A 25,287-nucleotide genomic window follows, 5' to 3' on the forward strand; every position below is an offset into this window, starting at 1 on the left:
CCCGATTTCAGCGAAGTCTAACGCCCTACGCCGCTTCGCCAAAGGCTTGCGACTTGTATGGCGCGCGGAAAAAACAAAAGCGGCGCCTGATTGCCACAGGCGCCGCTTTCGCGTGATTTTTCAATGGGTTCAAGAAAAACCCGAAGGGATCGGCGCTTAGTCGCGCTCAATCTCCTTGCCGGTTTCCTGATCCACAACTTTCATGGAAAGGCGAACCTTGCCGCGATCGTCAAAGCCAAGAAGCTTCACATAAACTTCGTCGCCTTCCTTGACCACATCTGTCGTTTTCTCGGGACGGCCGTCGGAAAGCTGCGAAATATGCACGAGGCCGTCGCGGGCGCCGAAGAAATTCACAAAGGCGCCGAAATCCATGGCCTTGACCACTTTGCCTTTGTAGATCTCGCCAACTTCCGGCTCGGCGACGATGGAATGAATCCATTTATAGGCTGCGTCGATCTTTTCCTTGTCGCTGGAGGCGATCTTGATCAGGCCCTCATCGTCGACATTGATCTTGGCGCCGGTCTCTTCAACGATCTGGCGAATAACCTTGCCGCCGGAGCCGATGACGTCGCGGATCTTGTCTTTGGCGATCTGCATCGTTTCAATGCGCGGGGCGTAGTCGCCAAGATCGGCGCGCGATGTTTCGAGCGCTTTCGACATTTCACCGAGGATATGCATGCGGCCGTCTTTGGCTTGGCCAAGCGCGACCTGCATGATCTCTTCGGTGATGCCCGCGATCTTGATATCCATCTGCAGCGACGTCACGCCTTGATCGGTGCCCGCTACTTTGAAATCCATATCGCCGAGGTGATCTTCATCGCCGAGAATATCCGACAGAACGGCGTATTTTTCGCCTTCAAGAATAAGCCCCATGGCGATGCCCGCCACCGGACGCTTGATCGGCACGCCGCCATCCATCATCGCGAGAGAACCGCCGCAAACCGTCGCCATGGAAGACGAACCGTTGGATTCGGTGATCTCTGACACGAGGCGAATGACGTAAGGAAATTCTTCCTGGCTCGGAACAACCGCCTTCAGCGCGCGCCAGGCAAGCTTGCCGTGGCCGATTTCGCGGCGGCCGGTAAAGCCCATGCGGCCCACTTCGCCGACCGAATAAGGCGGGAAGTTATAATGGAGCAGGAACTGTTCTTTGTAGGTGCCGGCCAGCGCGTCGATGAATTGCTCATCTTCGCCGGTCCCGAGCGTGGCCACGACCAGCGCCTGCGTCTCGCCGCGGGTGAACAGCGACGATCCGTGCGTGCGCGGCAGAATGCCCGCTTCCGCAACGATCGGACGAACCGTCTTGGTGTCGCGGCCGTCAATACGCTCGCCCGTATCGAGAATACCGTTGCGGACAATGTCGGACTCGATGGACTTGAAGGCCCCGCCGACAACCGATTTTGACGGCGCAGCGTCGTCTTCATCATTGCAGAGCGCCTCAACCGCTTTGGATTTCGCTGCGGCGAGGGCGTTCTGGCGCTCCTGCTTGACGGTAAGTTTATAGGCGGCGCGAACATCGTCTTCCACGAGACCGCGCACTTTGCTTTCAACGTCGGAATTATCCGGCACTGTGAAATTCCAGGGCTCTTTCGCGCATTCTTCAGCGAAATCGATGATCAGGCCAATCGCCTCTTTCGCAGCCTTGTGGCCGAACGCCACGGAGCCGAGCATGACTTCCTCGGAAAGCTCCTTGGCTTCCGATTCCACCATCATCACGGCGTCGGATGTGCCGGCCATGACGAGATCGAGCTGGGTTTCCGGCATTTCGTCGATCTGCGGGTTCAGAACATATTCGCCATTGATGTAACCAACGCGGGCGGCGCCGATCGGGCCCATGAACGGCACGCCGGAAACCGTCAGCGCCGCGGAAACGGCGATCATCGCAACGACGTCAGGATCGTTTTCAAGATCGTGCGAGAGAACCTGCGCCACGACGAGCACTTCGTTCTTGAAGCCTTTGGCGAACAGCGGACGGACCGGACGGTCGATAAGACGTGAGGTCAGCGTTTCTTTTTCGGTCGGGCGCGCTTCACGTTTGAAGTAACCGCCCGGCACGCGGCCAGCCGCGTAATAGCGTTCCTGATAATGCACCGTCAGCGGGAAGAAATCGAAATTGGGGTTCGGCTCCTTCGCGGCGGTGACGGCGGCGAGCACGGTTGTGTCGCCATAAGTGGCGAGCACAGCGCCATCGGCCTGACGCGCGATGCGTCCGGTTTCCAGGGTCAGCGTGCGACCGCCCCATTCAATCGATTTTTTAGTGATATTAAACATGTTTTCTCTTCTCTTTCGTGATGCGCCATACGCGGATCGCATGACGCCCTTTACATGAAGCCTGAAATGAGAGCGCCGCCTCTGTAAGGGCGGCGCGGGAACTCACCTCGGCTGCATTCTGATGGCTCCATCGAGCCGGATTGTTTCGCCGTTCATCATCACATTGCGGCAAATCTCCACCGCAAGCGACGCATATTCCTCGGGCTTTCCGAGGCGTTTGGGGAACGGCACCATAGCGGCGAGCGCATCCTGAACCTTCTGGTCCATGCCCGCCATCATCGGCGTCCAGAATATGCCGGGCGCGATCGTGTTGACGCGAATGCCGATATTCATGAGGTCGCGCGCAATCGGCAAGGTCATGCCGACAACGCCGCCTTTCGAAGCGGAATAGGCGGCCTGGCCGATCTGGCCGTCAAAAGCGGCGACGGACGCCGTGTTGATGATAACGCCGCGCTCACCGTCAGCCTGCGGATCGTTCTTTTCCATCTGCTCCGCAACAAGGCGAATGCAGTTGAACGTGCCGATCAGGTTGATTTCAATGACCCGCTTGTAATGGTCGAGATTGTGGACCCCGTTTTTACCGAGGGTCTTTTCCGCCGTGCCGATACCGGCGCAATTGACGAGGATGAAGGGCGTTCCGTGCGCTTCGACAGCTTTCGCGATAGAGGCTTTTACGCTGTCTTCATTGGCGACATTGGTTTTGCAGAAAACCCCACCCAGCTGCTTCGCCAGCGCCTCGCCTTTTTCCTCATTGAGGTCAAAAAGCGCGACTTTGACGCCTTCTTTCGCCAGCGCCTCAGCGGTCGCGGCGCCAAGGCCAGATGCGCCGCCGGTAATGATCGCTGAGGTTCCGGAAAATTTCATATAAGCGTCTCCTGGCCGGGCCAGATTTAGGGATGTCGCCGTGCGCGCCGGCCTAAGACGCGCAGGGCGGAACGATTAGCGGCGCAGGCCGAGTTCTTCGATCAGCTTTTTATAGCGGTCTTCATCGCCGCGTTTCACATAGTCGAGCAGACGCCGGCGCTGGGAAACCATTTTCAGCAGACCGCGACGCGAGTGATTGTCTTTTTTGTGCTCTTTGAAGTGCTCGGTGAGGTTCGCAATGCGCTCGGACAGGATCGCAACCTGAACCTCCGGCGAACCGGTGTCGTCTGCTTTCGTGGCGAATTTTTTGATAAGTTCAGCCTTACGGCCAGCCGTAATCGACATGTCTTTTTCTCCGCGGCGTCCCCTGAAAATGGCGGCCCCGCCGGGACGCCGTCCAGCAGGGTCGAAATTGTGCGCGGCTTATGGGGGAAAAGGAGACGGATAGCAAGGGCGAGCCGACCCGCCTGTGCGACAAGCCGGCTTGCGCCTGAGGGCTGACCGTGCCATGGCCGAACTGGCCAGAAAATTAGGAAATTGAGGTTGAAAATGCGCCTTTTCTCCATCGCCCTGCTTACATTCACCGCTGCCTGTTCGGACCCGAACGCAGGGGAATCCCTCAGCGACAGCGCCTCGACGACGCCGAACCTGGAGCAAGCCTGGATCGCCGATGGCTTCAACGCACCCGAAGGCGTCGCCGCCGCCCCGCAGGGCGGGTATTTCATCTCCAACATCGTTGGCGAAGGCGCAGGAAAGGACGGTGAGGGTTGGATCTCGGTCCTTTCTGAAGACGGCGAGATAGTGACGGAGAAATTCGCCGAAGGTCTCGACGCCCCCAAGGGCATGGCGGTCCATGACAGCCGCTTATACGTCACCGATATCGATCAGGTGCGCATCTTCAGCGCTGAAACCGGGGAGCCCGCCGGGTCGATCGCAATCGACGGCGCGCGGTTCCTGAATGACGCAACCGTCTGGAACGGCGCGGTCTATGTTTCCGATTCCGGGGGCGCGAGCATTCACAAACTCGATGGCGAAACTGCAACCCTGTGGCTTGAAGATGAGCGTCTTGACGGCGTGAACGGCCTTCTCGGCGATGGCGGCGCGCTTTACATCAGCACCATGACATCCGGCTCCCTGCTGTCAGCGGACGCCGAAGGAAATCTGACCGAAATTGCAAACGGTATGGAAAACGCCGACGGCATCGGCCTTGTTCCCGGCGGCGGATGGCTCGTCTCGTCCTGGCCGGGCGCGATCTATTATGTCTCACCGGAAGGCGAAACAACAGAACTCCTCGACACCAGAGAGGCCGGAACATTGCAGAACGATCTCACAATGTTCGCCGACACCGTTATCGTTCCAAATTGGAATCCGGGCACGGTGACGGCATGGAAAGTTGTGCGTTAAAGCGCCGTCCGGCGGGCGTTCGCCACCCGCATCCTGCGCAACACCGAAGCCTTGAGGCGCGTCTTCAATGGCGCGCCTTGACGTTTATAGGGCTTGCATAAAAGACAGCCCGCCCGCCCCGATTTGGGCTTTTTGCGTTTGTGATGCGCCATGACGCCGTTTCCCTGTTGCACCCGCCCATATAGCTTATGCGTTGAAGACCCGGCTGGGTTTTAGTTTAAGGCCATCCAGTTCGCAAATCGCCACCGCCTCGTCATGGAGGACCGCAAGAACTCCCTCAATAAGGCCCGCCGCATCACCACGCACGCCCTTCGCCGTCGCAGGCGACACGACCGCCGCCTGGCCCCGGCGCAATTTATCCGCCTGCGGACCATCTATAATCGCCTGCGGCATGGAGGAGAGCGCGTGGCTGATCGGCAGAAGCGCCGCATCGCGGTCTTCAAGAGAGTCCATCGCCTCCAGTTCAGCGAGCGTAATTCCGTCTTCGGCGCGCAAGCAGCCAACAGCGAGGCGGCGAAGCGAGGACACATAACCTTGCGTGCCAAGCGCGCGGGCCATGTCGCGCACCAGCGCGCGCACATAGGCGCCTTTACCGGTCACCGCTTCGAAGACAGTTTCATCTTCAGACGGCGTTTCGACAACGCGCAAATCATAAATCATGACCTGGCGCGGCTCGAGTTTCACAGACTCCCCGTCGCGCGCGAGATCATAAGCGCGCTCGCCGCCCACCTTGATGGCGGAAAACTGCGGCGGGATCTGCTCGATCTCACCTGTGAAACGCCCGAGCACGGATTCAATTTCCTCTCGCGACGGCCGTTTATCCGATGTCGCAATCACATCGCCTTCGGCGTCATCGGTGGCGCGGGCCTCACCCCAGCGCGCGGTGAAGCGATAATGTTTCTCGGCGTCCATGACATAGCCGGAAGTTTTGGTCGCCTCGCCGAACGCGATCGGCAGCACGCCAGTCGCGAGCGGATCGAGCGTGCCTGCATGACCGGCTTTTTGCGCCTGAAACAGCCATTTCGCCTTCGACACCGCCTCGGTGGAGCCAAAATCATACGCCTTGTCGATGATCAGCCAGCCGGAAACCGGCCGGCCCTTTTTATTGCGCCGTCTTCCCATCTTTCGGGGGGTCCTGTTCTCTATGATGCAACTTGCAAATCCACCTCACGCGCCGGATCGGACGGCGGCGAGGGCATTGGGCGGCTTTCAATCAGCTTGCGGCGCTAAGGTCAAGCGGCGCATCGAGCGTATGCGTGAGCAGATCTTCAACATGCGCATCGCCCAGATCGCCGCGAATAATCGTGTAGTCCCGGTTTCCGGCGGCATGGGACAGCATCAGGAAAGCATTGTTCCACCAATCGTCCGAAACGATTTCCACAATGCGGCGCACGGGCCAGCCAAGCGAATTGTAAAAGGCGGACCCATGATCGAAGATGACGGTTTCCGCATCCAAAGCCGCGGCGACATAATCTCCACGCGACGCTTCGCCTGTCCGGATGATGCGCCCGCCCCGGGCTTTAACAATCGCTTCAACCACAAGGCTTGGATAGCCGCGGTCCGCGACATCGGAGCCCTCGCCGTGACGGGAGAGATAGATCAGGCCACCGCGACGAGGCTCTGATGCGGGCTCGCCAAAAACCCGGCGCAAAAGCCTCACCTCGTCTTCGGAGAAATGAACGAAAAACTTCTGCTGACGAAGCACGCACGCATTTTCGATATGGATCGGCCGGACAATCGCCCGCCAGTCAACGCCGAGCACGCCGAGGTCGCGCGCGACAAAAGGTTTCGACGCGATGTTTGCAGGCAGCAGCAAAGGCGCGGATAAGGGAGCCGCGCGCAGAACCGGGATCAGATATTCTGACACCCAATCTCCGTATGTATCGTTATGGGCGCATTGAATGACAACCGCTGCAGGCAGCGTTTCTGCAGCGCGGCGGTTTTCCAGAAGCAGGCGCAGCCCCGGCCGCCCTGCGCTGAACCGCTCCTCGAAGCAGCCCTCGCGCCAGGCGCCGCCATTGGGCGTGACGGTCAGCCCGGCGGCGGTTTCAAACTGAGGCCGGGGCAAGCGAAACGCCATGCGCCCCTGTTCATAGACGCCGTCCTTGATCTGAACCGGGACATCGCCTTTATACGTCATCCGCTTGGCGAGAACGAATTCCATTTCTTCGGCGGGAATCGGCCGATAGCGCCCGACGGCGGCGAATCCCATACGCCAGAAACTGGAGATGTCATTGCGCAACTCTGCAGCGCGCACAGGCCCCAATACGGCTGAAAGCGTCTTCGTCAGCCGCTTCACGCGTCCTCCACCGGCGCATCAAGCGCTGCGTTTAACCGCTCCGCCGCGCCTGGGCGATCCGTACAGATAATGGTGTAATCACGAACGCCGGAAGCATTCGCGAAAAACAGGAAAGAGCTCATCCACCAGTCGTCGCTTGCAAATTCGATTATGCGGCGCGGGCGCCAGTAAACCATATTATAGGCGGCCGAGCCGTGATCATACAAAAGCGTTTCCGCCTGCTCACCCGCCATTAGATAATCCTCAAGAGACGCGTCTGCGGTGCGCAGGACGGTTCCTCCGCGGGCGCGCACCTGCTCTTCCAGCATCAGATTTGGATGTGTCCGGTCAGCCACTTCGGAACGCTCACCATATCGCGATAGGTATAATAGCGAGCCGGGCGCGGGAGGGACCGGGTCGACCTTTAACAACGCTCTGAGCGCGCTGGCCTGCGCTGGCAGCCAATAGCGCACGAACCGGTTCTGGCGCATCACCTTTGCACGCTTGATCAGCAGAGGTTTATCTATACCGACAAAATCAACGCCAAGACGGGCGCCATCGCGTTGCACATACCCCTTTGCCGCCAAAGCCGCCGGCAAAAAAACCGGCGCATCAATCCGGGAAACCTGCGCGAGCGGCACCAGATATTCCCCCATCCAGTCACCAAAAGTGTCCACATGTTCCGATTGGATGAAGAACCCTTCCGGCGCTGTGCGCGCTGGCTGGCGGCTGGCCATCAGCATTCTGAGGCCGGGCTTCTGGGCGCTGTATTTCTCAAAAAGGACGCCATCCTTCCAGCCGCCGCCCCGAGGCGTCACCAACAAATTCTCAACTTCCTCGAAAACCGGCCGCGCCGTAACGAAAGTCATTCGCCGCTGGCCGAATTCGTCACCAGCGGAAAGAGGAATATCGCCTTTAAAGGGCGCCAGCTCACCCGATACAGTTTCTTTTTCACTGAGAGGGATCGGCTGATATCGGCCTATCGCGGAAAAGACCCCGCGCCACAAGCTGCCCGCGCGGCTGCGCAGATTCGCCAATGGAACCTGAATCTTCGAGTGCCGCAAAAAGGCCGTCAATGCCAACATCAGTCCCCACAGCAGACGGCGCTATCCGCTATTTCAAGCACAGATCATCAACCAAGCTGAAACTACAGACAGTCGGCGAACAAGGTAAATGCGGCCTTACTCTCCGCCAAGATCGCGGGCGACGTCAGGCCGCGCCAGAAGCTGGTCAATTTTTTGCGCTTCGGCAAAGGTTTCATCCACAGCAAACGTCAGGGCCGGCGTGAACTTCATGGCGATCTTTTTACCCAATAGCCCCCGCAAATAGGGCGCGACGCGGTTGAGCCCCGCCACAACTTCCCCCTCATGACCTCCGCCAAGCGGGGCCGCATAGGCGGTCGCCTGCTTCAGATCGGGCGAAACACGGACCTCACTGATCGTGATGGAGACCCCGGCAAGAGCCGGATCGCGCAGTGTTTCGCGCTGCAGAATCTCCACAAGCGCATGACGGATCAGCTCGCCCGCCCGAAGCTGGCGCTGTGAGAGACCTTTTTTACTGGAAAATCGATTAGCCATGAGAGGAAAATAGGCGTTTCAACCGCAAAGGAAAAGGGTTTTCGCGCATCGGCGCATTAACCCTTACAGCTTGCCGCGCAGGACGAGGCGCAAGGTGGAAGCTACAGCCGATGCGGGGCGCGCCAGGGCAATATATTGTCCCGGACGCGAAAGCTCCGTCCACGGATTTCCGGTTTCCAGAAAACGCGCCAATTCTTCTTCATCAATGGCGCCGTTTTGCTTGAGGCCTTTCGCCATGACATGCAGCACCGTTTCATTGCGATTTTCAAAATCTTCGGCAAAGACGTGAAACAATCTGGGCCGGATGGCGTGATAGGTTTTCGCCCAGATTTGCGCATTAAACGCCGGCGGCAACCATTCAATCTCAAGCCCGGAACGATGCAGCGCCGAATTGAGAAACACCTGATCGAAATAAAATCCGTCGCCCATACTGGCGCGCCATGTTTCAAGCGCGCCGCCGACAGCCGCATGTACGGAAGGGGTGTCGCGCATGCCCATCACGCCGGAGTTGAAATAGCGGGCCGGAATGGAAAGCCCCGATTTCTGCGCATAGTCGCGAATGTGGTCAGGCATCTCCGGCTTGTCCTCAACAACGGCGAACTCACCGCGATGGTTTGCGAGGGGCGTCAGATCCTTGGCGACCAGCGTATCGCAATCGAGAAAGACAACATCGCCTTTGACCAGCGACCGGCTGGACAGCTTTAACAACCGGCTGGACATAGCCGGGGAGAAATCGCCCGTCGGATGCGCTATCCAGTCCGAGGCGAGGTCGCGCAGAATCGCCGTCGCAGGCGTTTCAAGAGCAGCCGTCGCCTCGTCAGTGATGAATGTAATCCGCGCATTAGGCGTAACCCGTTTGAGCGTCGTCGCGGAGACAGCCGCCATTTCGGCAAAATAGCCGGGGCCGGGCGCAACCAGGACATACATGAAATGTGGAGACCGTGCGGTCAAAAACTCCCCCATACCTTATACCGCAACGAAACTAGCGGCGCGCCCTGAAGCCTGCAATCGCTCTTCGTGTTGCACTTGTGTAACCCTTACAGAATGAAAGCCATTTCTTATCCTGCCCTAAGGCGGCAGAAGGCGTTCGGTTCCCCGCCACGTCGGCCCCTTAACGCGCCCAAACGCGCTTATCGGATCGAAGAAGGCCAAAAATAACGCTGTCGCGTTCGCCGATATGGGTGAGCCAGGTTCCCCGCAACACGCCTTCGCGCTGAAATCCCAGCCGCTCAAACAGGCGGATGGAAGGCGTATTATCGGTGTCGATATCAGCGAAAATCCGCCGCGCGCCGCGATTGTCAAAGCCGTCATCAATGATGTCGGCAAGGGCCTTCATCGCAAGGCCGCGTCCCTGTGCGCCAGGACAGAGCATAATCCCGATCTCCCAGATATCGCGCTCACGCGGGATCAGCGTCGCCCGGCCCAGCGCGTCGCCATCCTCACGCTCGACAATCGCCCAAGTCGTATTTTCCGTCCCGTCATTCCATTTCTTCAGGAGGCTGACGGTTTCAGCGACAGACGTTGTCGCCGGGTCGGCGAGATAGGTGCAGCAATCTTCGTCGCCGAAGATCGCATGCAGCGCCCGCCCGTCGCAGTCGGGATCAAGAAAGCGGAGCATAGGTCTTCTCCGTCATCGAAAGCGGGCGTTACAGCGTCCGCGTAATCTTCTCAACGGAGAAGCATTCGATGACGTCGCCGGCGCGCATGTCTTCGTAATTGGCGAAGCTCATACCGCATTCCTGACCACCAGGCACTTCCTGCACGTCGTCCTTGAAGCGCTTGAGCTGAGAAAGCTCACCCTCATGGATCACGACGTTGTCACGGATGAGGCGGACTTTCGCGCCGCGCTCCACCTTGCCCTCGGTCACGCGGCAGCCGGCGACCTTGCCGTGTTTCGAAATGTTGAACACTTCGAGAATTTCCGCATTGCCCAGGAAGGTCTCGCGCAGTTCCGGCTCAAGCATGCCGGATAGCGTCGCCTTGATGTCGTCGATCAGGTTGTAGATCACCGAATAATAGCGGATTTCGACCTTTGACCGCTCAGCTTCGTCGCGCGCCTGTTTGTTGGCGCGGACATTGAAGCCGATAACCGGCGCGTTCGACGCCTCGGCGAGGATGACGTCGCTTTCGGAAATCCCGCCGACACCCGTATGCAGAACCCGCACGCGGACTTCGTCATTGTTGAATTTCTCCAGCGAGCCGACAATCGCCTCGATCGAGCCTTGCACGTCGCCTTTGATGACGATCGGCAGTTCTTTGATCTCCGAGTCCTGAAGCTGTGCCATCATCTGCTCGAGCGAGGTGCCCGAGGTTTTTGCGGCGGCTTTTTCGCGGCGCTGGCGATGACGGAATTCCGCGATCTCGCGGGCCTTGGCCTCGCTGTCGACCACGTTGAACGTATCGCCCGGCTCCGGCGCGCCGTTGAGACCGAGGACCTCCACTGGGAAAGCGGGACCCGCTTCCTGGACGGGTTTGCCTTTGTCGTCGGTCATGGCGCGCACCTTGCCCCATTCCGATCCGACGACGAGAATGTCGCCGCGTTTCAAGGTGCCGCGCTCGACCAGCAAAGTCGCCACCGCGCCGCGGCCCTTGTCGAGGCGCGCCTCAACCACCGCGCCATTCGCAGGGCGGTTCGGATTGGCCTTGAGATCGAGCAATTCGGCCTGCAGCAGGATCGCATCCTGAAGGCCATCGAGATTCATTTTTTTCAGCGCCGAAACTTCAACATCCTGAACGTCGCCGCCCATGCTTTCGACCTGGATCTCATATTGGAGGAGATCGGTGCGAACCTTGTTGGGATTGGCGTCCGGTTTGTCGACCTTGTTGATGGCGACAATGATCGGCACACCCGCCGCTTTGGCGTGACTGATCGCTTCTTCCGTCTGCGGCATGATGGAGTCGTCCGCCGCGACGACGAGAATGATGATATCCGTCACCTTGGCGCCGCGCGCGCGCATCTGCGTGAAGGCGGCGTGGCCCGGCGTATCGAGGAAGGTGATCTTGCGATCGTCGCCGAGCGTGACCTGATAAGCGCCGATATGCTGCGTGATGCCGCCAGCTTCGCCGGCGACCACGTCGGTCTGACGCATGGCGTCAAGAAGCGACGTCTTGCCGTGATCGACGTGACCCATAATGGTGACAACCGGCGGGCGCGGCTTCATATCCGCTTCGTTGTCCTGCTCGCCCTCAAGACCGACTTCAACGTCAGACTCGGCGACGCGTTTCACGGAATGGCCGAGATCTTCGGCGATGAGCTGCGCCGTATCCGCGTCGAGAATTTCATTCGACGTGACCATCTGGCCCTGCGTCATCAATTCCTTGACGAGATCGACAGCGCGCATGGACATACGCGCGGCAAGCTCCTGCACGGTGATGGTTTCAGGGATGATGACATCGCGCAGGACGCGTTCGCCTCCGCGCTGCTGGCGCGCGAGCTTTTCACGTTCGCGAGCGCGCTTCACCGACGCGAGGGAGCGCTGGCGCTCCTCGTCGTCGAGCGCATTCGCAATTGTCAGCTTGCCTGAACGCCGGCGCGGCGCTTCTTTCGTCTTCGTGGCGTCGCGGCGATCATCGTCGCCGCCCTTGCGCCTTGTCTTGAGACGGCCGCCGAGTTGAGCAAGCGGATTATCCGCATCCGCCGCCTTGCTGGCGTCGGCTTTCTGCTCTTCTTCCTCGCGCCCTTTGGCGCGCGCATCCGTTTTGGCGGCATTTCGCTTTTTACGTTCGCGCTCTTCTTCTTCAAGCGCTTCGCGGGCGATCTCTTCGGCCTTGCGGCGCTCCTCGGCTTCGAGGGCGCGTTTTTCTTCTTCCGCGGCCTGACGCTTGCGCTCTTCTTCCAGACGGCTGCGCTCTTCGGCTTCGCGAGCCTCGCGCTCAATCCGTTCTGCGGCGTCGCGTTTATCGCGCTCGGCCTTTTCTTTGCGCGCGGTCGCAAGCGCCGCCGCACGAGCCTGTTTTTCGTCAGCAGAAAGCGTGCGCAGAACTGCGCCCCGCTTTTTATCGTCAGCCGCTTTGGCGGCCGCCGCCGCCTTTGCCGCTGCGGCTTTATCCTCAACAGGCTTTTTAGGCGCAGCCTTTTTCTCAGGCGCTTCCTTTACATCAGCAGCCTTCGCCGGCGCCTCGCCGGGCTTCTTCGGCGCCAGGACGCGGCGTTTCTTGGTCTCGACAACAACCGTCTTGGAGCGGCCGTGGCTAAAGCTCTGCTTAACGGCGCCCGTCTCCGTGCGGCGCAGCGTCAGCGGCCGGCGCGGTTTGCTGGTTTCAGTTTCGACGTCGTCGCTCATCCAATCTCCAAATGCGCCTCTTCAGAAGCGCCTTTCTTAGCGGCGACCCCTGTTCGGGAAGCCGCCATCGACATACAGCCCCTCAGGGCCGGGGTCCACAGCGAACCCCTAATGTTTCACGGCTTTATACGCCGCTTCGAAATCCTTCGAGACGCCGCGCCGCGTTAAGAAAACGCTGCGCCGCCGCGCCTTTTTTGACGGCCACATGAACCGTCGGCTCTTCCCGCCCGAGGGCTGCCGCAAGCTCGGCCTCCTCGAACAACATAACAACAACCGCGTCACCGGCGGCGCCTTCCAGTTTCCGGCGCCCGTCCTCACCGCCATCCGCGGCGTTGACCAACGCCGCCGCAGCGCCGTCCGCCAGCATGGCGCGGACCTTCTCAAAGCCCGTCGCCACATCGCCGGTCCGGCGCGCAAGCCCAAGCGCAGAGAGCGCCTGTTTCGCAAGACCCGCTTCGACGCGCCCCGCAAGATCCTCAGGCGAGGCGACGCCCTGCTTGAAAGACCGCGCGAAAGCGCCTTTCTTCAGGGCCGTTTCAAGCGCCTGCCGTTGCGGCGTCAGCCAAGCGCCGCGGCCGGGAAGCTTGCCCGTAAAATCCGGCGCCAGCTCGCCCTGCGGCGAGAGCACGAACCGCAGCCCCTCCTCCGGCGTCAGCGCGGCGCCCGTCGCCACGCAACGCCGCTCGGAAGCGGCCTTGGCTTTTTCAATCGCTGACGTCAGTCGCGGCCTCCTCGTCTTCCGCAGCTTCTTCCGCCGCCTTCATGGCGTCGAGATCTTCCTGCGTCACCCACCCGGCCTGAAGCCGCGCGCGCATGATCAGATCTTCCGCGTCTTCAGCGGTGATTTTGTACTTCTCAAGCATACCGTCATAATGCTTGCGTTCGCCATCGACCCGCTCGGTCCAGCCGGTCAGGTCGTCCGTGGCGCAGCCGGCAAGGTCTTCAACCGACTTCACGTCATTTTCGCCAAGCGTCACAATCATTTTGAGATCGAGGCCGTCCATTTCAAGGATATCGTCGGAAACGCCCATTTCACGGCGTTTTTCGTCGAGTTTCTTGTTCTCTTCCTCGATGAAGTCCCGCGCCCGGGCCTGAAGCTCCTCAGCGGTTTCTTCGTCGAGACCGTCAATATCCATCAGCTCCTCGACCTCCACAAAGGCGATCTCCTCGATCTTGGAGAAACCTTCGGAGACAAGCAGACCGGCCATCATGTCATCCACATCAAGACCCGCCATGAACAGCTCGGACCGCACGCGGAACTCTTCCTGGCGTTTCGCGCTTTCTTCTTCCTCGGTCATGATGTCGATCTCGTAGCCCGAGAGCTGTGAGGCGAGACGCACATTCTGACCGCGGCGGCCAATGGCGAGCGACAATTGCTCGTCCGGCACCACCACTTCGATGCGCTTCAGGTCTTCGTCGAGGACGACCTTGGTGACTTCCGCCGGGGCGAGCGCATTGACGACGAAGGTCGCGTCATTGTCATTCCACGGCACGATGTCGATTTTCTCGCCGCCAAGCTCGTTCACCACCGCCTGGACGCGGCTGCCGCGCATGCCGACGCACGCGCCGACCGGGTCAATGCCGGGATCGTTCGAGAAAACGCCGATTTTGGCGCGGCTGCCCGGGTCGCGGGCGACGGCCTTGATCTCAATCACGCCGTCATAAACTTCCGGCACTTCCTGTTCAAAAAGCTTCGCCATGAATTGCGGATGCGAGCGCGACAGAAAGATTTGCGGCCCCCGCGTTTCGCGGCGCACATCCATGATATAGGCGCGCACACGGTCGCCATTGCGGTAATTCTCGCGCGGCAATTGCTGGTCGCGGCGGATGATCGCTTCGGCCTTGCCGAGATCAACGATCACATGGCCGTATTCCACGCGCTTGATGATGCCGTTGATGATCTCGCCGAGACGATCCTTGAAATCTTCATACTGACGATCGCGTTCGGCTTCGCGCACTTTCTGCGTGATGACCTGCTTGGCGCCCATGGCGGCCTGACGGCCAAAATCGATCGGCGGCAGCGGTTCAGACATGAACGCGCCGACTTCAGCTTCCGGATTGCGGTGAAGCGCTTCAGAAAGCGCCATCTGGGTCTGATCGTTTTCGACTTCTTCGACCACTTCGAGAAGACGCCACAGCTTGGTCTCGCCGGTCTTCGGATTAATCTCCGCTTTCACCAGCGTTTCATGGCCGTAACGGGTGCGCGCCGCACGGGCCAGCGCATCCTCCATGGCCTCGATGACAAGCGACTTGTCGATGGATTTTTCGCGTGCGACCGCATCGGCGATCTGGATAAGCTCCAGCTTGTTGGCGCTAACCGCGTTCATTGAGAGGTCTCCATCTCATCTTCTCCTGTAGCTTGGCGGGCTTGCTTGTCCGCCTTCATGGTTTGTTTGATCAACTCGTCCGTCAGGACGAGCTGGGCGCTGGCGATCCACTCAAGCGGAAACAACGCCGTATCTTCTTCGCCCTCAATATCGAAGGCGACTTTGCCGTCATCGACGCCAGCGACAACGCCCTTGAAGCGCTTCCTGCCCTCGACAAGACGGTTCAGTTCTAGCTTCGCCGGCCAGCTCTGCCAGTCGTGGAAATCTTTCAGCCGCACCAGCGGCCGGTCGATGCCCGGCGACGAGACTTCGAGCGTATAGGCCCCGTCAATCAGATCCGCCTCTTCCAGCGCCGGCGACAACGCGCGCGAAAGCTTGGCGCAATCGCCCGCACTCATTGTCCGGTCCGGGCGTTCAGCCATCACTTGCAGGGTCTTGGTCTGGCCGCCCGTGACGCGTACGCGCACAAGCTCGAAGCCGGCAGCGGTGGCCACGGGTTCGATCAGCGCGACAAGACGGTCTTCAAGCAGCAATATAAGGCCCTTCGGGTTTTCCGCCGCATTCGCGGAGGGGGTAATGAAAAAGCGGGCCCCGCGGGGCCCGCTTATCAAATCGATTAGCGTTTGATCGCGTATATAGGACTGAAAAGGCCCTTTGTCAGCCCCCTCGTCACTGATTTAAGCCCTGTGGAACGCCGGCAAAGGCTTTCGTTAAGGCCGGTTTCATATAAACCGCGGAAAACAGGGCGGATCGCCCCTCTAAAAGGTTAATATGGCCCGCTCGCCGCTCAACGTCATCATTCTCAATTACGGAACGCCCGACCTCGCTATTGCGAGCGCGCAAAGCGTCCTGCCGGAGATTGAGGCGATTGGCGGACGGCTGATCCTTGTAGACAACGCCTCGCCTGACAATTCCGCAGACTTACTCAGCGCCTGGGCCTCGCAACGGCCGGCTGCGCCGGTTGAGATCATCCTGTCGGCGGTCAATGGCGGTTTCGCCGCCGGCAATAATCTCGGCATCAAGGCGGGCGAGGCCGATTTCTATCTCCTCCTCAATTCCGACACGCTGGCGGCTCCTGGCGCGCTGGCGGCGCTTCTCAACGCCATGAAAGAACGGCCAAAGCTCGGTCTCGCCGGACCTCAAATCCTCGACGAAGACGGCGCGCCCGCCGTAAGCCGCTTTCGCAAACGCACGCCCTTCAGCGAGTTTGTGGAAGCGACAGGCCTCGACTTTTTTTATCGCCGCTATCGCGAACATGTGGTGCCTATCTTCGAGGGCGAAGCCGACGCCCCGGACTGGATCAGCTTCGCCTGCGTCATGATCCGCAAGGAAGTCATCGACGAGATCGGCCTCCTCGACGAAAACTACTTCATGTATTTCGAAGACAGCGCCTATGGCCTGAAAGCGGCCGCGAATGGCTGGCGCGCGGCGCGCATCGAAGAGGCGTCGGTCAAACATTTCGAGGCGAAATCTTCAGGGATAGAAGACGCCGCCGCTGCGCACAAACCCCTGCCGCGCTATTATTACGCCGCGCGGTCGCGGTACTTCATCGATCATTACGGGCGCACTGGGCTGATCGCCGCCAATCTGTTCTGGCTCCTCGGACGCGCGGTCAATTACGCCCGGGCGCTGACCCTGAAGGCGCCGAAAAAGACCGCCAGGGGACGCGCGCTCGACATCTGGACGAGCCCCGATTTCACCCCGCCGGACATAGCGAAAAAACCATAGACAACAGGCGCCGTTCTTGAATGTCCGTTCCTTCAAGTGAAGGACAAACGGGCCATGAATGGCAGGCTGAAAAAACGCGGGATACTGGCGTTGATCATCTATTTCCTGATGATCACGGCGGTTTCAACGCCTATCGCGTTCATGACAGGCAAGGCGCGCGGCGCCGACAGGGCGGGCCTCAATTCAGGCGCGCGCGACAGCCTGTTGCAAAATGGCACAGGCGCTGACGCGATTGAGGCGCCCATTTCTCTCGCCATGGCGCCGCAAGACGGCTCACCGGGAAACGATATTCAAGCCGCTCCGGAACGCCCGAATGCAAACGCCGCTTTCGGACCGCGCACGCCATCGGCGAAACCAGCGGCGTTGCGCGAGGCGGTTTTGCGCGCAATCTCCAGCGGCCCCTCCGGCGTGTCGGATGGCTCCGCGACTGGCGAAGACCAGGCGCCGTCACCTTTCAGCCTCGCCATGGCGCCCGGGCTCTCGCCGGGCGGCGGCGTCATGCAGGGCGGGGCGGTCAATAAACCCGGCGGATATCCCGGCGCGATCATCCCAGGCGCCTTCCCTCCCGTGACCAACACTCCGCCCGGCGAACCGGGAAGCCCCGTCAGCCCACCGACCACCAATGGCCCGGACGGGCCAACGCCCGGCATTGATGAGCCGCCTGTGCTGGTGACGCCGATACCGGGCGCGCTTCCCTTTATGCTCACTGGCCTCGCCGCGCTTTTCGCGGCCGGCAAGCGCGCACGCATCTGAAAACGCCCACAATTCCAGCGCCTTCCCCGACTCTGGATTTTCGCGCGCCAATCGGCCAAGATCGCGTTGGGGATTGATCTGCCGGAGGGGACCAACGTGGGAAGATTTCTAGCTTTTTTATTGGGTGTCGCTGGCGCCGTCATCGGCAGTCAGGGACCAGGCTTCACGCTGCAATATATGCAGAACCTGCAAGGGCGCATCGACGAGCTTGCCCCGATCGTTGAAGAATTCGACGCCAATATAGCCCAATATGGCTATGACCGGCCCCGCGCTATCGCTGAGTGCCAGTCTGCGGAAGGTCTTCTTGACGCGTTATGCACGGCCTATGTGTCGGCGGTTGAACGCTATGAAATGTTGCGCGTCCATATGGCCGAGCTTGAAGCGGCGGGAGATATGGTGCGCCCGCTCGTCCTCGCCAAAACGCAGATCGAAGACATTACGCTTTCCGTATACGAACAATATAAGCCCGCAATTCCGACAACTGCGGACGGGCTTATCTATGCGGGCGGCGGTTTTGCGGTGCTGTGGGGCGGAGCAAGCTTCATCTTCGGCTTGCTCGGCTCGATGACCGGCGGGCGGCGCTACGCCTAGGGCTTGCGCGTCAGCCCTTCAAAATCCCAGACCTTCTCATCGGCGAGATGGGAGAGCCGCACATTCTGGAGCGCGCGGAACATTACCTCGCGCCGGCCGGGACGGCGGCGTTCCCACTCGTCCAGCATCTCTTTCATCGCCTGCCGCTGGAGACCGTCCTGCGATCCGCAAAGATTGCAGGGGATAATCGGAAACTTCATGGCGCCGGCGAATTTGGCGATATCGTCTTCGGCGCACAGGATCAGCGGACGCAGGACAAACAAATCGCCCTCGTCATTGACGAGCTTGGGCGGCATCGCGGCCATCCGCCCACCATGGAACATGTTCATCATAAAGGTTTCAAGCGCATCGTCGCGGTGATGCCCGAGGACGATGGCATCGCAGCTCTCTTCGCGCGCCACGCGATAGAGAATGCCGCGGCGAAGGCGTGAACAGAGCGAGCAATAGGTTTTATTCTCGGGCAGCTTGTCCGTGACGATGGAATAGGTGTCTTCGGTGATGATGCGATGCGCGACGCCGAGGCCCTTGAGATAGTCAGGCAGGATATGCTTGGGAAAACCCGGCTGGCCCTGATCGAGATTGCAGGCGACAAGCTCCGCCTTCAGCGCGCCTTGCCATTTCAGATCCATCAGCGCGGCCAGCAATGTGTAACTGTCCTTGCCGCCCGACAGACAGATCAGCCATTTCTGCGGTCCGCCATCCGCGGCCGGACCGTCCATCCCGAAACGGCGGATCGCTTCTTGTGTCTGGCGCAAAAGCCGCTTCCTGAGTTTTTTGAACGAAACCGATGAGGGCGCATTGGCGTAAGCCGCCGGCAACATCGCCGCACCGGTTTCTTGGTCTTCTTCAAAGGCAAGGCCGTCGGCCATGGAAACGCATTCCTTTTGGACTGCGCCTCTAAAACCATAAAGACCGGGGCGTTGTCACGCCGAAAAGCGGGTCTTTGCGTCCGCATCCTGTTTTTGCAGGCCAAAGAGCGCCGCAAGCGTCTTGTCGATACGGCGCTTCACGGCTTCCTCAACATCAAAGCGCGCCGCATAACAATCGCCGCTGAACCGGCGCACGACTGTGCCCGGATATGTGCCCACGCCGCGGATATGAAGCTCGTAAGCAACGCCCGTCTGCAACGGCGCAAAGGCGCGAAACGCGGCGCCGCCGCGCGAGACATTGAGCATCACGCCAAAAGAATAGCGTTCAGAACCACGCAAAATATCCACCGGCGCGGCATAGTCGAAACGGAAGCTTTTGCGGCCGACAACACCGCCTTGTTTATTATCGTTGGTCATAGCGTCCTCCCAGGAGACGCCTTTATAAGGTAAGGAAGAAAACCTGGCGGAAAATATGCTGAGTCATTTAAGTACAATTTTCAGCATATTATTCCTTCCACCAATATTTTTTTCCGAATACGGAAATTTTGCAGGCCTACAAAACAGGCCCGCCGCGGCTGGAGACGCATGCGAGCCTGAAGTCGACAGGCGGCGCCTTGTTATTCGGCCTCTGTCTTTTCTTTGATCAGAATGCACGAATGCGGGGACGGATCTGGCAGATCGTGGAGGTGTCCATCGTGCCATCCATCATGCTCATCAGGATGCGGTCGATCTGACGCTTTTCCGTTTCAGAATTCTCAAAACGCACACCGTAGCTGCGCCCGTCAAAACGGCGCACCACAACGCCGCTCCAGGTGCCGATCCCGCGAACGTGAAACTTGTATTTCCGCCCCATATTCAAAGGCGTCATGCTGCGAATCCCGGCGCCGTCCCGGGAAAAGTCGATCAGCGTTCCAAAAGCATGACGCTCCACACCGTCCATCACGTCGACAGAAGCCGTTAGCCCAAAGCGGAAACTCTTGCGGTTTTCATCGGAGCTGTTGTTCATTCTCTCGCCTCTTGCACACGCCTCCCCCCGAGGCGTGGTGCAACTTATACGAGAAGGAGAAACCATCCCGCTAAGGGCAGAAATTGATTTGAAAATTTCCCGGCAAGACTTTTTTAGTTTTAGGACAGCGCTGCTGTTGTCAGTCACCAAGGTGAGCGTCTAGAAACTCAAGGAAAGCAGGCCAGTCTTCTTTGACAACGCCGTGAGTCCCAGGACGCAACCAGAAGGCGATTCCGGCCTGCGGCCGCCATTCATCGAGACGCAACTGCGACAAACCGTCCGAGCCCAAAAGCTCATAAACCGGATCAGCGCCCAGCGCCGCCCGGAAGGCCCCGTTCGGATCGGACCAGACGTCGCGGCGCGCATTGCCGAGGAGGACGGGCCGGGGAGCGATCAGCGCAATCAGAAGATGCTGATCGACATCCATCGTTTCTTCCTCACCGGCAATTTCAGCGTAACTTTTGGCAAACCAGTGAGGATAGGCGCTCGTAATGGCGCTGACGCTTTCGCCTTTCTTCTCCCGATTAAGGGAGGCGCCGCCCGTGCCGGATTGATGCGCAATGACGGCGGCGATGCGCGGGTCCCAGGCAGCGGCGACCAGCGCCGCCTTGCCGTAACGCGAATGCCCCCAGGTCGCGATGGCATTGGCGTCAATACGCGGGTCCTGCTCCAGCGCATCCACCGCTCGCGAAAATAGCCAGCCCCACGCGGCGACCGCGCCCCAGCGCGTATCATCATTTTCATAGCCGGCGGAAAGGCGGCGCAGTTCTGCAAGCCCCTCGTCGCGTTGATCCGGCACAGAGTTGGGATAGAGCACAGCGACACCATAACCGCGCTCCAGAATCATTTCGAAAGGCGGTGTGCAGATATAGCGTCCGAACACATAGGTCATGACCCCGCCCAAAGGTCCGCCGCCCATCTCCCGCGCATCGGAAGGCCGCGAAACAGCAGGGTCAGGAACAACTTCCCACGAGGGACAGAATGTCTCCATCAGAATAATCGGGACCGGTCCTGTCGCCTCTTTCGGCAACGCGACCTCGAGCAGAAACCCGTCGCGACCGGGGAATGGCTTTGTCTCCACTGTGCGGCCGTTGAAGGTCGCATCCGCCGAGAGGGTCCATTCTTCAAGCACGCCGCGCCCGTCAAAGGCGTTGTCATTGAGCACAAGCTTGCCAAGAATCCGTGTTGACGAGGCGTCAGGAAAGACGCCGTAAACTTCCGATTCAAACGCTTTTTGCAGAGCCGGCTTGCGCGCTTCCCAATCGGATGAATTTGTAACCGCGGCGTCTCCGGCGAAAGTCCCAAGCGCCTGCGGCGCGGCGACGGGCCCGGCCGGTTTGAGATCAGCCCATGCCAGGGTCATCTTGGCGCAGCCGGAAAGCAGCGCCAGCGACGCCATCAGGAAAAGCAGTTGCGTGAGGAACTTTGTCATGGGGCTATTTGCTTGCGCCCCGCCCATCACCGCAAGTCAAAATCCCGAAAGGGACGCTCATTTGCGACGAAAGACGAGATAGGCGGGCGTGCGCCCTTCGCGCAGGGATTTCGCCTCATAACGCGTCTGCGGCCAGTCGCCGGGCCGCTTCTTCCAGTCGGCGGCGCATGTGGCCGTCCATTCGAATTCACTCGCCTGCTGCGCATGCATCAGGGTCCAGCGGATATAGTCGCGAATGTCCGAAGCGACGCGAAGTTCCCCGCCGGACTTTAAAAGCCGCGCGGCTTGCGCAAAAAACCAGGGTGAAATCATCCGGCGTTTGTGATGACGTTTCTTCGGCCATGGGTCAGGATGGAGGACATAGATACGCGCGAGCGAGGCGTCCGGAAGCGCCTCGATCAAGGGGCGCACATCGCCGTGATGAATGCGTATATTTTCCTGCCTGCCTTCATCCACATGAACGAGCAGCTTGGCGACACCGTTGACGAAGGGCTCCGCGCCGATGAAACCGATTTTCGGATTATGCGCCGCCTGCCAGGCGAGATGTTCGCCGCCGCCAAAACCGACCTCGAGATGGATTTCCTCCGCCTGCGGAAAAAGCTCTTGCGGATCGATGGCGCCCTTGGCGGGCTCCTCCATCGGGATGGCGAGACGCGGCAGCAAAGTTTCCATCAGCTGCGCCTGACGCGGCTTTAAAGGCTTGTCGATCTGGCGGCCATAAAGCCGGGGGATGTATGTCTTGTCGCTCATTGAGGCGGTGCTTAGCGGCGCAAGACCGGCCACTCAACCCTTGTAGAACACCAGCGCGGCGCCGGCGGCGATCAGCGCAAATCCTCCAAGCTGGCGCAGGGTCAGGGGCTCGTTCAAATAAAGCACCGAAAACACGGCGAACACGGCCAGCGTGATCACTTCCTGCATGGTTTTCAGTTCGACGGCGGAATAGACGCCATGGCCGATCCGGTTCGCAGGCACCGCGAGGCAATATTCGAAAAAAGCGATGGCCCAGCTCGCAAGAATGACGATAATCAGCGGCGCGGCCTTGAATTTCAGATGTCCGTACCAGGCGAAGGTCATGAAGACATTCGACAGGGACAACAAAATCACCGGCGCCGCATATAACAAGATATTGGACTGCATTTGAAACCCGCTTCTTAAAGAAACGCGTTATATCGCGCTGCGCGTAAGGCGTAATCCGGTTTCAATCGACTTTTCTGGCGGCGCGAAAAAACCTGTTGTGGTTGAACTGGCGCCACCCATCTTCCGTCCTGATCCAGTCTGTCACATCGATCTCGCCGGAAGATAAAAGCTCATACCGGGTGCGGCCCTGCTTGGCGCCTTCGAGGCCCCAATGAGCGATCAGCGCATCGCCGTCCCGCTCGGCGCGGATCGGATGCAGATCGCCGGAATTGTCTGCCCAATAGGCCGACAGGACATCGCCTTCTCCAAGCTGATAATGAGCGACGCCTTCAAAGGTGAAAGCCGCGCCGTCATCGCGCGTCACCGCAACCCGGTAATCGAGGCGATAGAACTTGCCGTTGAGCGCGGGCGCCCAGACCATTTCGCTTTCCGCCGCGCCGCCAAAGGCCGAACCATCGGACCGCCACTCGCCCTGCAGTTGCACAAGAAGCGCAGACGGGCTCGCCGCCGCCACAGGCTGAACAAACCAAAACAATGTCCCCACAAGGGTGAACAACGTGCGGATCATGATCCCCTCCCGATAATGGTTGCGGTCATAGACGATCATGGCGGCTCGTAATCGACGACTTGCGCCCAATCGGTCCTTACCGGCATGTGGATAAAAATATATCCCTGAACCGAATTGAATTTCTCCCTTGCCGTTCCATATTTTCAACATTGCGGCGAGGAGTTCCCCCTTTGACGAGCCGAGACGCCACCAGCTATCTGCCGCTGCGCGAAACCGTCGATCACCGTATCCGCCGAAAATCCCTTTCCGATTGGGCTCATATTCTCGCCTTTGGCGCCATCGGCTGGCCATGGCTGTTGCGCAGCCTTTCCGGCGGCTCCGCCGAACGCCGGGCGGCTGTCTTGGAGAAAATTGGCCTGCCGCAAGACGCCCTGCCCAATCTCGGAAGCTGGAAGGCGGATGCGGCGTTGCTGGATATCATCGCCGAAACGGTTCTGGAGCGGCGCCCCGAAACCGTCATGGAATTCGGTATGGGCGCGACAACACTTGTCATTGCGCAGGCGCTCGCCTTGAATGATAGCGGTCAGCTTATCAGCTTTGATCAGCATGAAGAATATGTGGCGTTAGTTCGCGACTGGCTATGGGAGCATGAACTTGAAGCCGATCTCCGCCATGCGCCCCTTATCGCCACCTCGAAAGACTGGCCGGGGCGCTGGTATATGCATGGCTCGCTTCCCGAACGCATCGATTTGCTTATCGTCGACGGGCCGCCATGGGCGGTGCATCCTTTCGGACGGGGCGCAGCAGACTGCGTATTCGAGCGCATTCCGTCAGGCGGCGTCATTTTGATGGATGACGGCGCGCGACCGGGCGAGCGCATCATCGCCCGGCGCTGGCGCAAACGCTGGCCCGACTTCGATTTCCACCTGGAGAAGACGGGGACCAAAGGAACGCTGATTGGCGTCCGGCGCTAGACTGTTTTTTTCAGCGCCTCGACAAGATCGGTCTTTTCCCAGGAGAAACCACCCTCTGCATCGGGTTCGCGCCCGAAATGGCCGTAAGCGGCGGTGCGCGCATAGATCGGCTTGTTGAGGTCGAGCTGGCGGCGAATGCCGGAGGGCGACAGATCCATCACCTCGCCCAGCGCGCGCTCAAGCGCCTCTTCATCGACCTTTCCGGTGCCGTGGAGATCCACATAGATCGATAGCGGCTGAGCGACGCCGATCGCATAGGAAAGCTGAATGGTGCAGCGGTCGGCGAGATCGGCGGCGACAACGTTTTTCGCGAGATAGCGCGAAGCGTAAGCCGCAGACCGGTCGACCTTGGTGGTGTCCTTGCCGGAGAACGCGCCGCCGCCGTGAGGCGCAGCGCCGCCATAGGTGTCGACGATGATCTTGCGGCCCGTGAGCCCTGCGTCGCCGTCAGGCCCGCCAATGACGAACTTGCCGGTCGGGTTGACGTGCCAGACGCAGTTCGCCGCAATCGGCAGCTCAGCGACAGACTTGCGAATATAAGGCTCGACCACTTCACGCACCTTGGCCGAATTCCAGGAGGCGTCGAGATGTTGCGTCGAGAGAACAATCGAGGTGATTTCCACTGCTTCGCCATTGCGATAGCGCACCGTCACCTGGCTCTTGGCGTCGGGGCCGAGGCTGCCGGCGTCGCCTTTGCCGGCGTGACGCGCAGCGGCGAGGTCTTCGAGAATCTTGTGGCTGTAATAGATCGGCGCCGGCATCAGCGTCGGCGTTTCCCGGCAGGCGTAGCCGAACATGATGCCCTGATCGCCGGCGCCCTCTGCATTGGCGTCTGACGCCTTGTCGACGCCTTGCGCAATATCGGCCGACTGGCCGTGCAGCAACACATCAATATCAGCGGTCTCCCAGTGGAAGCCGTCCTGTTCGTAGCCAATCGCCTTGATAGCCTCCCGCGCCGCGCTTTCAAACGCAGCCGGCTTCACGCCGCCTTTCCCGTCCATCAACGCTTCCGGAGCCCGCACTTCGCCGGCGATGACAACCTTGTTGGTGGTGGTGAGGGTTTCAGCCGCGACCCGCACATCCCACGGGTTCATTTCTCCGGCCTGCGCCTCGCGATAGATCAGATCGACGATCTCATCGGAAATGCGGTCGCAAACCTTGTCCGGGTGGCCTTCGGAAACGCTTTCACTGGTGAAAAGATAGGACTGACGAGCCATAGAAATGCTGGACCTCACATATAAGGAAAACTTTATATGCCCGGCTATACAGAATCGGCGCGGCTGTG

At 59.8% G+C, this 25,287-nt stretch carries 26 protein-coding genes; 5 read left to right on the plus strand and 21 right to left on the minus strand.

Going from position 1 to position 25,287, the window contains the following annotated elements:
• Window positions 1-156: 156 nt before the first annotated feature.
• The 3 genes from pnp to rpsO all read right to left on the minus strand — a co-directional run bounded on the left by pnp (window position 157) and on the right by rpsO (window position 3,480).
• On the minus strand, window positions 157-2,271 hold the full coding sequence (pnp, locus tag ACFOOP_RS04215) for a polyribonucleotide nucleotidyltransferase (protein WP_379879615.1): 2,115 nt from the start codon (window positions 2,269-2,271) through the stop codon (window positions 157-159).
• A gap of 102 nt (window positions 2,272-2,373) precedes the next feature.
• Window positions 2,374-3,135 carry a 3-hydroxyacyl-CoA dehydrogenase gene (locus ACFOOP_RS04220; protein ID WP_379879616.1) on the minus strand — a complete coding sequence of 254 codons (762 nt, stop codon included), beginning with the start codon at window positions 3,133-3,135 and terminating at the stop codon, window positions 2,374-2,376.
• 75 nt (window positions 3,136-3,210) lie between these two features.
• A complete protein-coding gene (gene rpsO, locus ACFOOP_RS04225; RefSeq protein WP_379879617.1) occupies window positions 3,211-3,480 on the minus strand; it encodes a 30S ribosomal protein S15 in 270 nt (89 codons plus the stop codon).
• Window positions 3,481-3,678: 198 nt separating this feature from the next.
• Here rpsO and ACFOOP_RS04230 point away from each other — a divergent pair, with 198 nt between their 5' ends.
• Window positions 3,679-4,539 (plus strand): NHL repeat-containing protein, encoded by an 861-nt coding sequence (locus ACFOOP_RS04230; protein WP_379879618.1) that lies wholly within the window; start codon window positions 3,679-3,681, stop codon window positions 4,537-4,539.
• 186 nt (window positions 4,540-4,725) lie between these two features.
• Here the strand turns inward: ACFOOP_RS04230 and truB are convergent, their stop codons facing one another.
• From truB to rimP, 10 genes are all read right to left on the minus strand, one after another.
• Entirely contained in the window at window positions 4,726-5,661 is a 936-nt protein-coding gene (gene truB / locus ACFOOP_RS04235) for a tRNA pseudouridine(55) synthase TruB (protein ID WP_379879619.1), read from the minus strand.
• A 91-nt stretch (window positions 5,662-5,752) separates the two neighbouring features.
• Window positions 5,753-6,838, minus strand: a complete 1,086-nt coding sequence (locus ACFOOP_RS04240) for a glycosyltransferase family 61 protein (RefSeq protein ID WP_379879620.1) — start codon at window positions 6,836-6,838, stop codon at window positions 5,753-5,755.
• Window positions 6,835-7,686, minus strand: a complete 852-nt coding sequence (locus tag ACFOOP_RS04245) for a glycosyltransferase family 61 protein (protein WP_379879621.1) — start codon at window positions 7,684-7,686, stop codon at window positions 6,835-6,837. Before ACFOOP_RS04245 ends, ACFOOP_RS04240 begins: the two co-directional genes overlap by 4 nt.
• Before the next feature lie 312 nt (window positions 7,687-7,998).
• Window positions 7,999-8,394 (minus strand): 30S ribosome-binding factor RbfA, encoded by a 396-nt coding sequence (gene rbfA, locus ACFOOP_RS04250; RefSeq protein ID WP_379879622.1) that lies wholly within the window; start codon window positions 8,392-8,394, stop codon window positions 7,999-8,001.
• Window positions 8,395-8,457: 63 nt separating this feature from the next.
• A complete protein-coding gene (locus ACFOOP_RS04255) occupies window positions 8,458-9,345 on the minus strand; it encodes a glycosyltransferase (RefSeq protein WP_379879623.1) in 888 nt (295 codons plus the stop codon).
• A 160-nt stretch (window positions 9,346-9,505) separates the two neighbouring features.
• Window positions 9,506-10,012, minus strand: coding sequence for a GNAT family N-acetyltransferase (locus tag ACFOOP_RS04260; protein WP_379879624.1), 507 nt, complete (start codon window positions 10,010-10,012; stop codon window positions 9,506-9,508).
• 28 nt (window positions 10,013-10,040) lie between these two features.
• Window positions 10,041-12,677 (minus strand): translation initiation factor IF-2, encoded by a 2,637-nt coding sequence (gene infB / locus ACFOOP_RS04265; RefSeq protein WP_379879625.1) that lies wholly within the window; start codon window positions 12,675-12,677, stop codon window positions 10,041-10,043.
• A gap of 124 nt (window positions 12,678-12,801) precedes the next feature.
• Window positions 12,802-13,350 (minus strand): DUF448 domain-containing protein, encoded by a 549-nt coding sequence (locus ACFOOP_RS04270; protein WP_379879626.1) that lies wholly within the window; start codon window positions 13,348-13,350, stop codon window positions 12,802-12,804.
• A 31-nt stretch (window positions 13,351-13,381) separates the two neighbouring features.
• A complete protein-coding gene (gene nusA / locus ACFOOP_RS04275; protein ID WP_379879627.1) occupies window positions 13,382-15,004 on the minus strand; it encodes a transcription termination factor NusA in 1,623 nt (540 codons plus the stop codon).
• Window positions 15,001-15,537, minus strand: a complete 537-nt coding sequence (rimP, locus tag ACFOOP_RS04280; protein WP_379879628.1) for a ribosome maturation factor RimP — start codon at window positions 15,535-15,537, stop codon at window positions 15,001-15,003. The genes nusA and rimP overlap by 4 nt, the downstream gene beginning before the upstream one ends.
• Before the next feature lie 238 nt (window positions 15,538-15,775).
• Here rimP and ACFOOP_RS04285 point away from each other — a divergent pair, with 238 nt between their 5' ends.
• The 3 genes from ACFOOP_RS04285 (at window position 15,776) to ACFOOP_RS04295 (ending at window position 18,076) form a co-directional block, all read left to right on the plus strand.
• Window positions 15,776-16,732, plus strand: coding sequence for a glycosyltransferase family 2 protein (locus tag ACFOOP_RS04285; RefSeq protein WP_379879629.1), 957 nt, complete (start codon window positions 15,776-15,778; stop codon window positions 16,730-16,732).
• 54 nt (window positions 16,733-16,786) lie between these two features.
• The gene (locus tag ACFOOP_RS04290; protein WP_379879630.1) at window positions 16,787-17,485 is read left to right on the plus strand and encodes a hypothetical protein; all 699 of its coding nucleotides are present in this window, start codon (window positions 16,787-16,789) and stop codon (window positions 17,483-17,485) included.
• A 96-nt stretch (window positions 17,486-17,581) separates the two neighbouring features.
• Window positions 17,582-18,076 carry a DUF2937 family protein gene (locus tag ACFOOP_RS04295; RefSeq protein WP_379879631.1) on the plus strand — a complete coding sequence of 165 codons (495 nt, stop codon included), beginning with the start codon at window positions 17,582-17,584 and terminating at the stop codon, window positions 18,074-18,076.
• Here the strand turns inward: ACFOOP_RS04295 and ttcA are convergent.
• The 7 genes from ttcA to ACFOOP_RS04330 all read right to left on the minus strand — a co-directional run bounded on the left by ttcA (window position 18,073) and on the right by ACFOOP_RS04330 (window position 23,088).
• Entirely contained in the window at window positions 18,073-18,897 is an 825-nt protein-coding gene (ttcA, locus tag ACFOOP_RS04300) for a tRNA 2-thiocytidine(32) synthetase TtcA (protein WP_379881502.1), read from the minus strand. The two genes, ACFOOP_RS04295 and ttcA, sit on opposite strands and share 4 nt — an antisense overlap.
• A gap of 102 nt (window positions 18,898-18,999) precedes the next feature.
• Window positions 19,000-19,362, minus strand: coding sequence for a PilZ domain-containing protein (locus ACFOOP_RS04305; RefSeq protein WP_379879632.1), 363 nt, complete (start codon window positions 19,360-19,362; stop codon window positions 19,000-19,002).
• A 226-nt stretch (window positions 19,363-19,588) separates the two neighbouring features.
• Window positions 19,589-19,951, minus strand: coding sequence for a PilZ domain-containing protein (locus ACFOOP_RS04310; protein ID WP_379879633.1), 363 nt, complete (start codon window positions 19,949-19,951; stop codon window positions 19,589-19,591).
• Between the two features lie 139 nt (window positions 19,952-20,090).
• A complete protein-coding gene (locus tag ACFOOP_RS04315) occupies window positions 20,091-21,383 on the minus strand; it encodes an alpha/beta hydrolase family protein (protein WP_379879634.1) in 1,293 nt (430 codons plus the stop codon).
• Between the two features lie 57 nt (window positions 21,384-21,440).
• Complete coding sequence (trmB, locus tag ACFOOP_RS04320; RefSeq protein WP_379879635.1) at window positions 21,441-22,133, minus strand: tRNA (guanosine(46)-N7)-methyltransferase TrmB; 693 nt, start codon at window positions 22,131-22,133, stop codon at window positions 21,441-21,443.
• Window positions 22,134-22,166: 33 nt separating this feature from the next.
• Window positions 22,167-22,520, minus strand: a complete 354-nt coding sequence (locus ACFOOP_RS04325) for a DMT family protein (RefSeq protein ID WP_379879636.1) — start codon at window positions 22,518-22,520, stop codon at window positions 22,167-22,169.
• 61 nt (window positions 22,521-22,581) lie between these two features.
• Window positions 22,582-23,088 (minus strand): hypothetical protein, encoded by a 507-nt coding sequence (locus ACFOOP_RS04330; RefSeq protein WP_379879637.1) that lies wholly within the window; start codon window positions 23,086-23,088, stop codon window positions 22,582-22,584.
• A gap of 170 nt (window positions 23,089-23,258) precedes the next feature.
• On the opposite strand from ACFOOP_RS04330, the gene ACFOOP_RS04335 reads away from it, so the two are divergent.
• Window positions 23,259-24,002: a class I SAM-dependent methyltransferase gene (locus ACFOOP_RS04335; RefSeq protein ID WP_379879638.1), complete on the plus strand. Its 744-nt coding sequence runs from the start codon at window positions 23,259-23,261 to the stop codon at window positions 24,000-24,002.
• Here ACFOOP_RS04335 and metK read toward each other — a convergent pair.
• Window positions 23,999-25,219, minus strand: coding sequence for a methionine adenosyltransferase (gene metK, locus ACFOOP_RS04340; protein ID WP_379879639.1), 1,221 nt, complete (start codon window positions 25,217-25,219; stop codon window positions 23,999-24,001). The two genes, ACFOOP_RS04335 and metK, sit on opposite strands and share 4 nt — an antisense overlap.
• Window positions 25,220-25,287 lie beyond the last annotated feature (68 nt).

This window comes from Hyphococcus aureus (assembly GCF_042643165.1).
Taxonomy (GTDB): Bacteria; Pseudomonadota; Alphaproteobacteria; order Caulobacterales; family Parvularculaceae; genus Hyphococcus; species Hyphococcus aureus.

Coding starts and splice junctions, on each gene's coding strand:
- ACFOOP_RS04315 (WP_379879634.1), bottom strand. CDS start 21,383: ATGACAAAGTTCCTCACGCAACTGCTTTTCCTGATGGCGTCGCTGGCG.
- ttcA (WP_379881502.1), bottom strand. CDS start 18,897: ATGTTGCCGGCGGCTTACGCCAATGCGCCCTCATCGGTTTCGTTCAAA.
- infB (WP_379879625.1), bottom strand. CDS start 12,677: ATGAGCGACGACGTCGAAACTGAAACCAGCAAACCGCGCCGGCCGCTG.
- nusA (WP_379879627.1), bottom strand. CDS start 15,004: ATGAACGCGGTTAGCGCCAACAAGCTGGAGCTTATCCAGATCGCCGAT.
- ACFOOP_RS04285 (WP_379879629.1), top strand. CDS start 15,776: ATGGCCCGCTCGCCGCTCAACGTCATCATTCTCAATTACGGAACGCCC.
- ACFOOP_RS04220 (WP_379879616.1), bottom strand. CDS start 3,135: ATGAAATTTTCCGGAACCTCAGCGATCATTACCGGCGGCGCATCTGGC.
- ACFOOP_RS04330 (WP_379879637.1), bottom strand. CDS start 23,088: ATGATCCGCACGTTGTTCACCCTTGTGGGGACATTGTTTTGGTTTGTT.
- rbfA (WP_379879622.1), bottom strand. CDS start 8,394: ATGGCTAATCGATTTTCCAGTAAAAAAGGTCTCTCACAGCGCCAGCTT.
- ACFOOP_RS04310 (WP_379879633.1), bottom strand. CDS start 19,951: ATGAACAACAGCTCCGATGAAAACCGCAAGAGTTTCCGCTTTGGGCTA.
- truB (WP_379879619.1), bottom strand. CDS start 5,661: ATGGGAAGACGGCGCAATAAAAAGGGCCGGCCGGTTTCCGGCTGGCTG.
- pnp (WP_379879615.1), bottom strand. CDS start 2,271: ATGTTTAATATCACTAAAAAATCGATTGAATGGGGCGGTCGCACGCTG.
- ACFOOP_RS04325 (WP_379879636.1), bottom strand. CDS start 22,520: ATGCAGTCCAATATCTTGTTATATGCGGCGCCGGTGATTTTGTTGTCC.
- rpsO (WP_379879617.1), bottom strand. CDS start 3,480: ATGTCGATTACGGCTGGCCGTAAGGCTGAACTTATCAAAAAATTCGCC.
- ACFOOP_RS04290 (WP_379879630.1), top strand. CDS start 16,787: ATGAATGGCAGGCTGAAAAAACGCGGGATACTGGCGTTGATCATCTAT.
- metK (WP_379879639.1), bottom strand. CDS start 25,219: ATGGCTCGTCAGTCCTATCTTTTCACCAGTGAAAGCGTTTCCGAAGGC.
- trmB (WP_379879635.1), bottom strand. CDS start 22,133: ATGAGCGACAAGACATACATCCCCCGGCTTTATGGCCGCCAGATCGAC.
- ACFOOP_RS04305 (WP_379879632.1), bottom strand. CDS start 19,362: ATGACCAACGATAATAAACAAGGCGGTGTTGTCGGCCGCAAAAGCTTC.
- ACFOOP_RS04245 (WP_379879621.1), bottom strand. CDS start 7,686: ATGACTTTCGTTACGGCGCGGCCGGTTTTCGAGGAAGTTGAGAATTTG.
- ACFOOP_RS04260 (WP_379879624.1), bottom strand. CDS start 10,012: ATGCTCCGCTTTCTTGATCCCGACTGCGACGGGCGGGCGCTGCATGCG.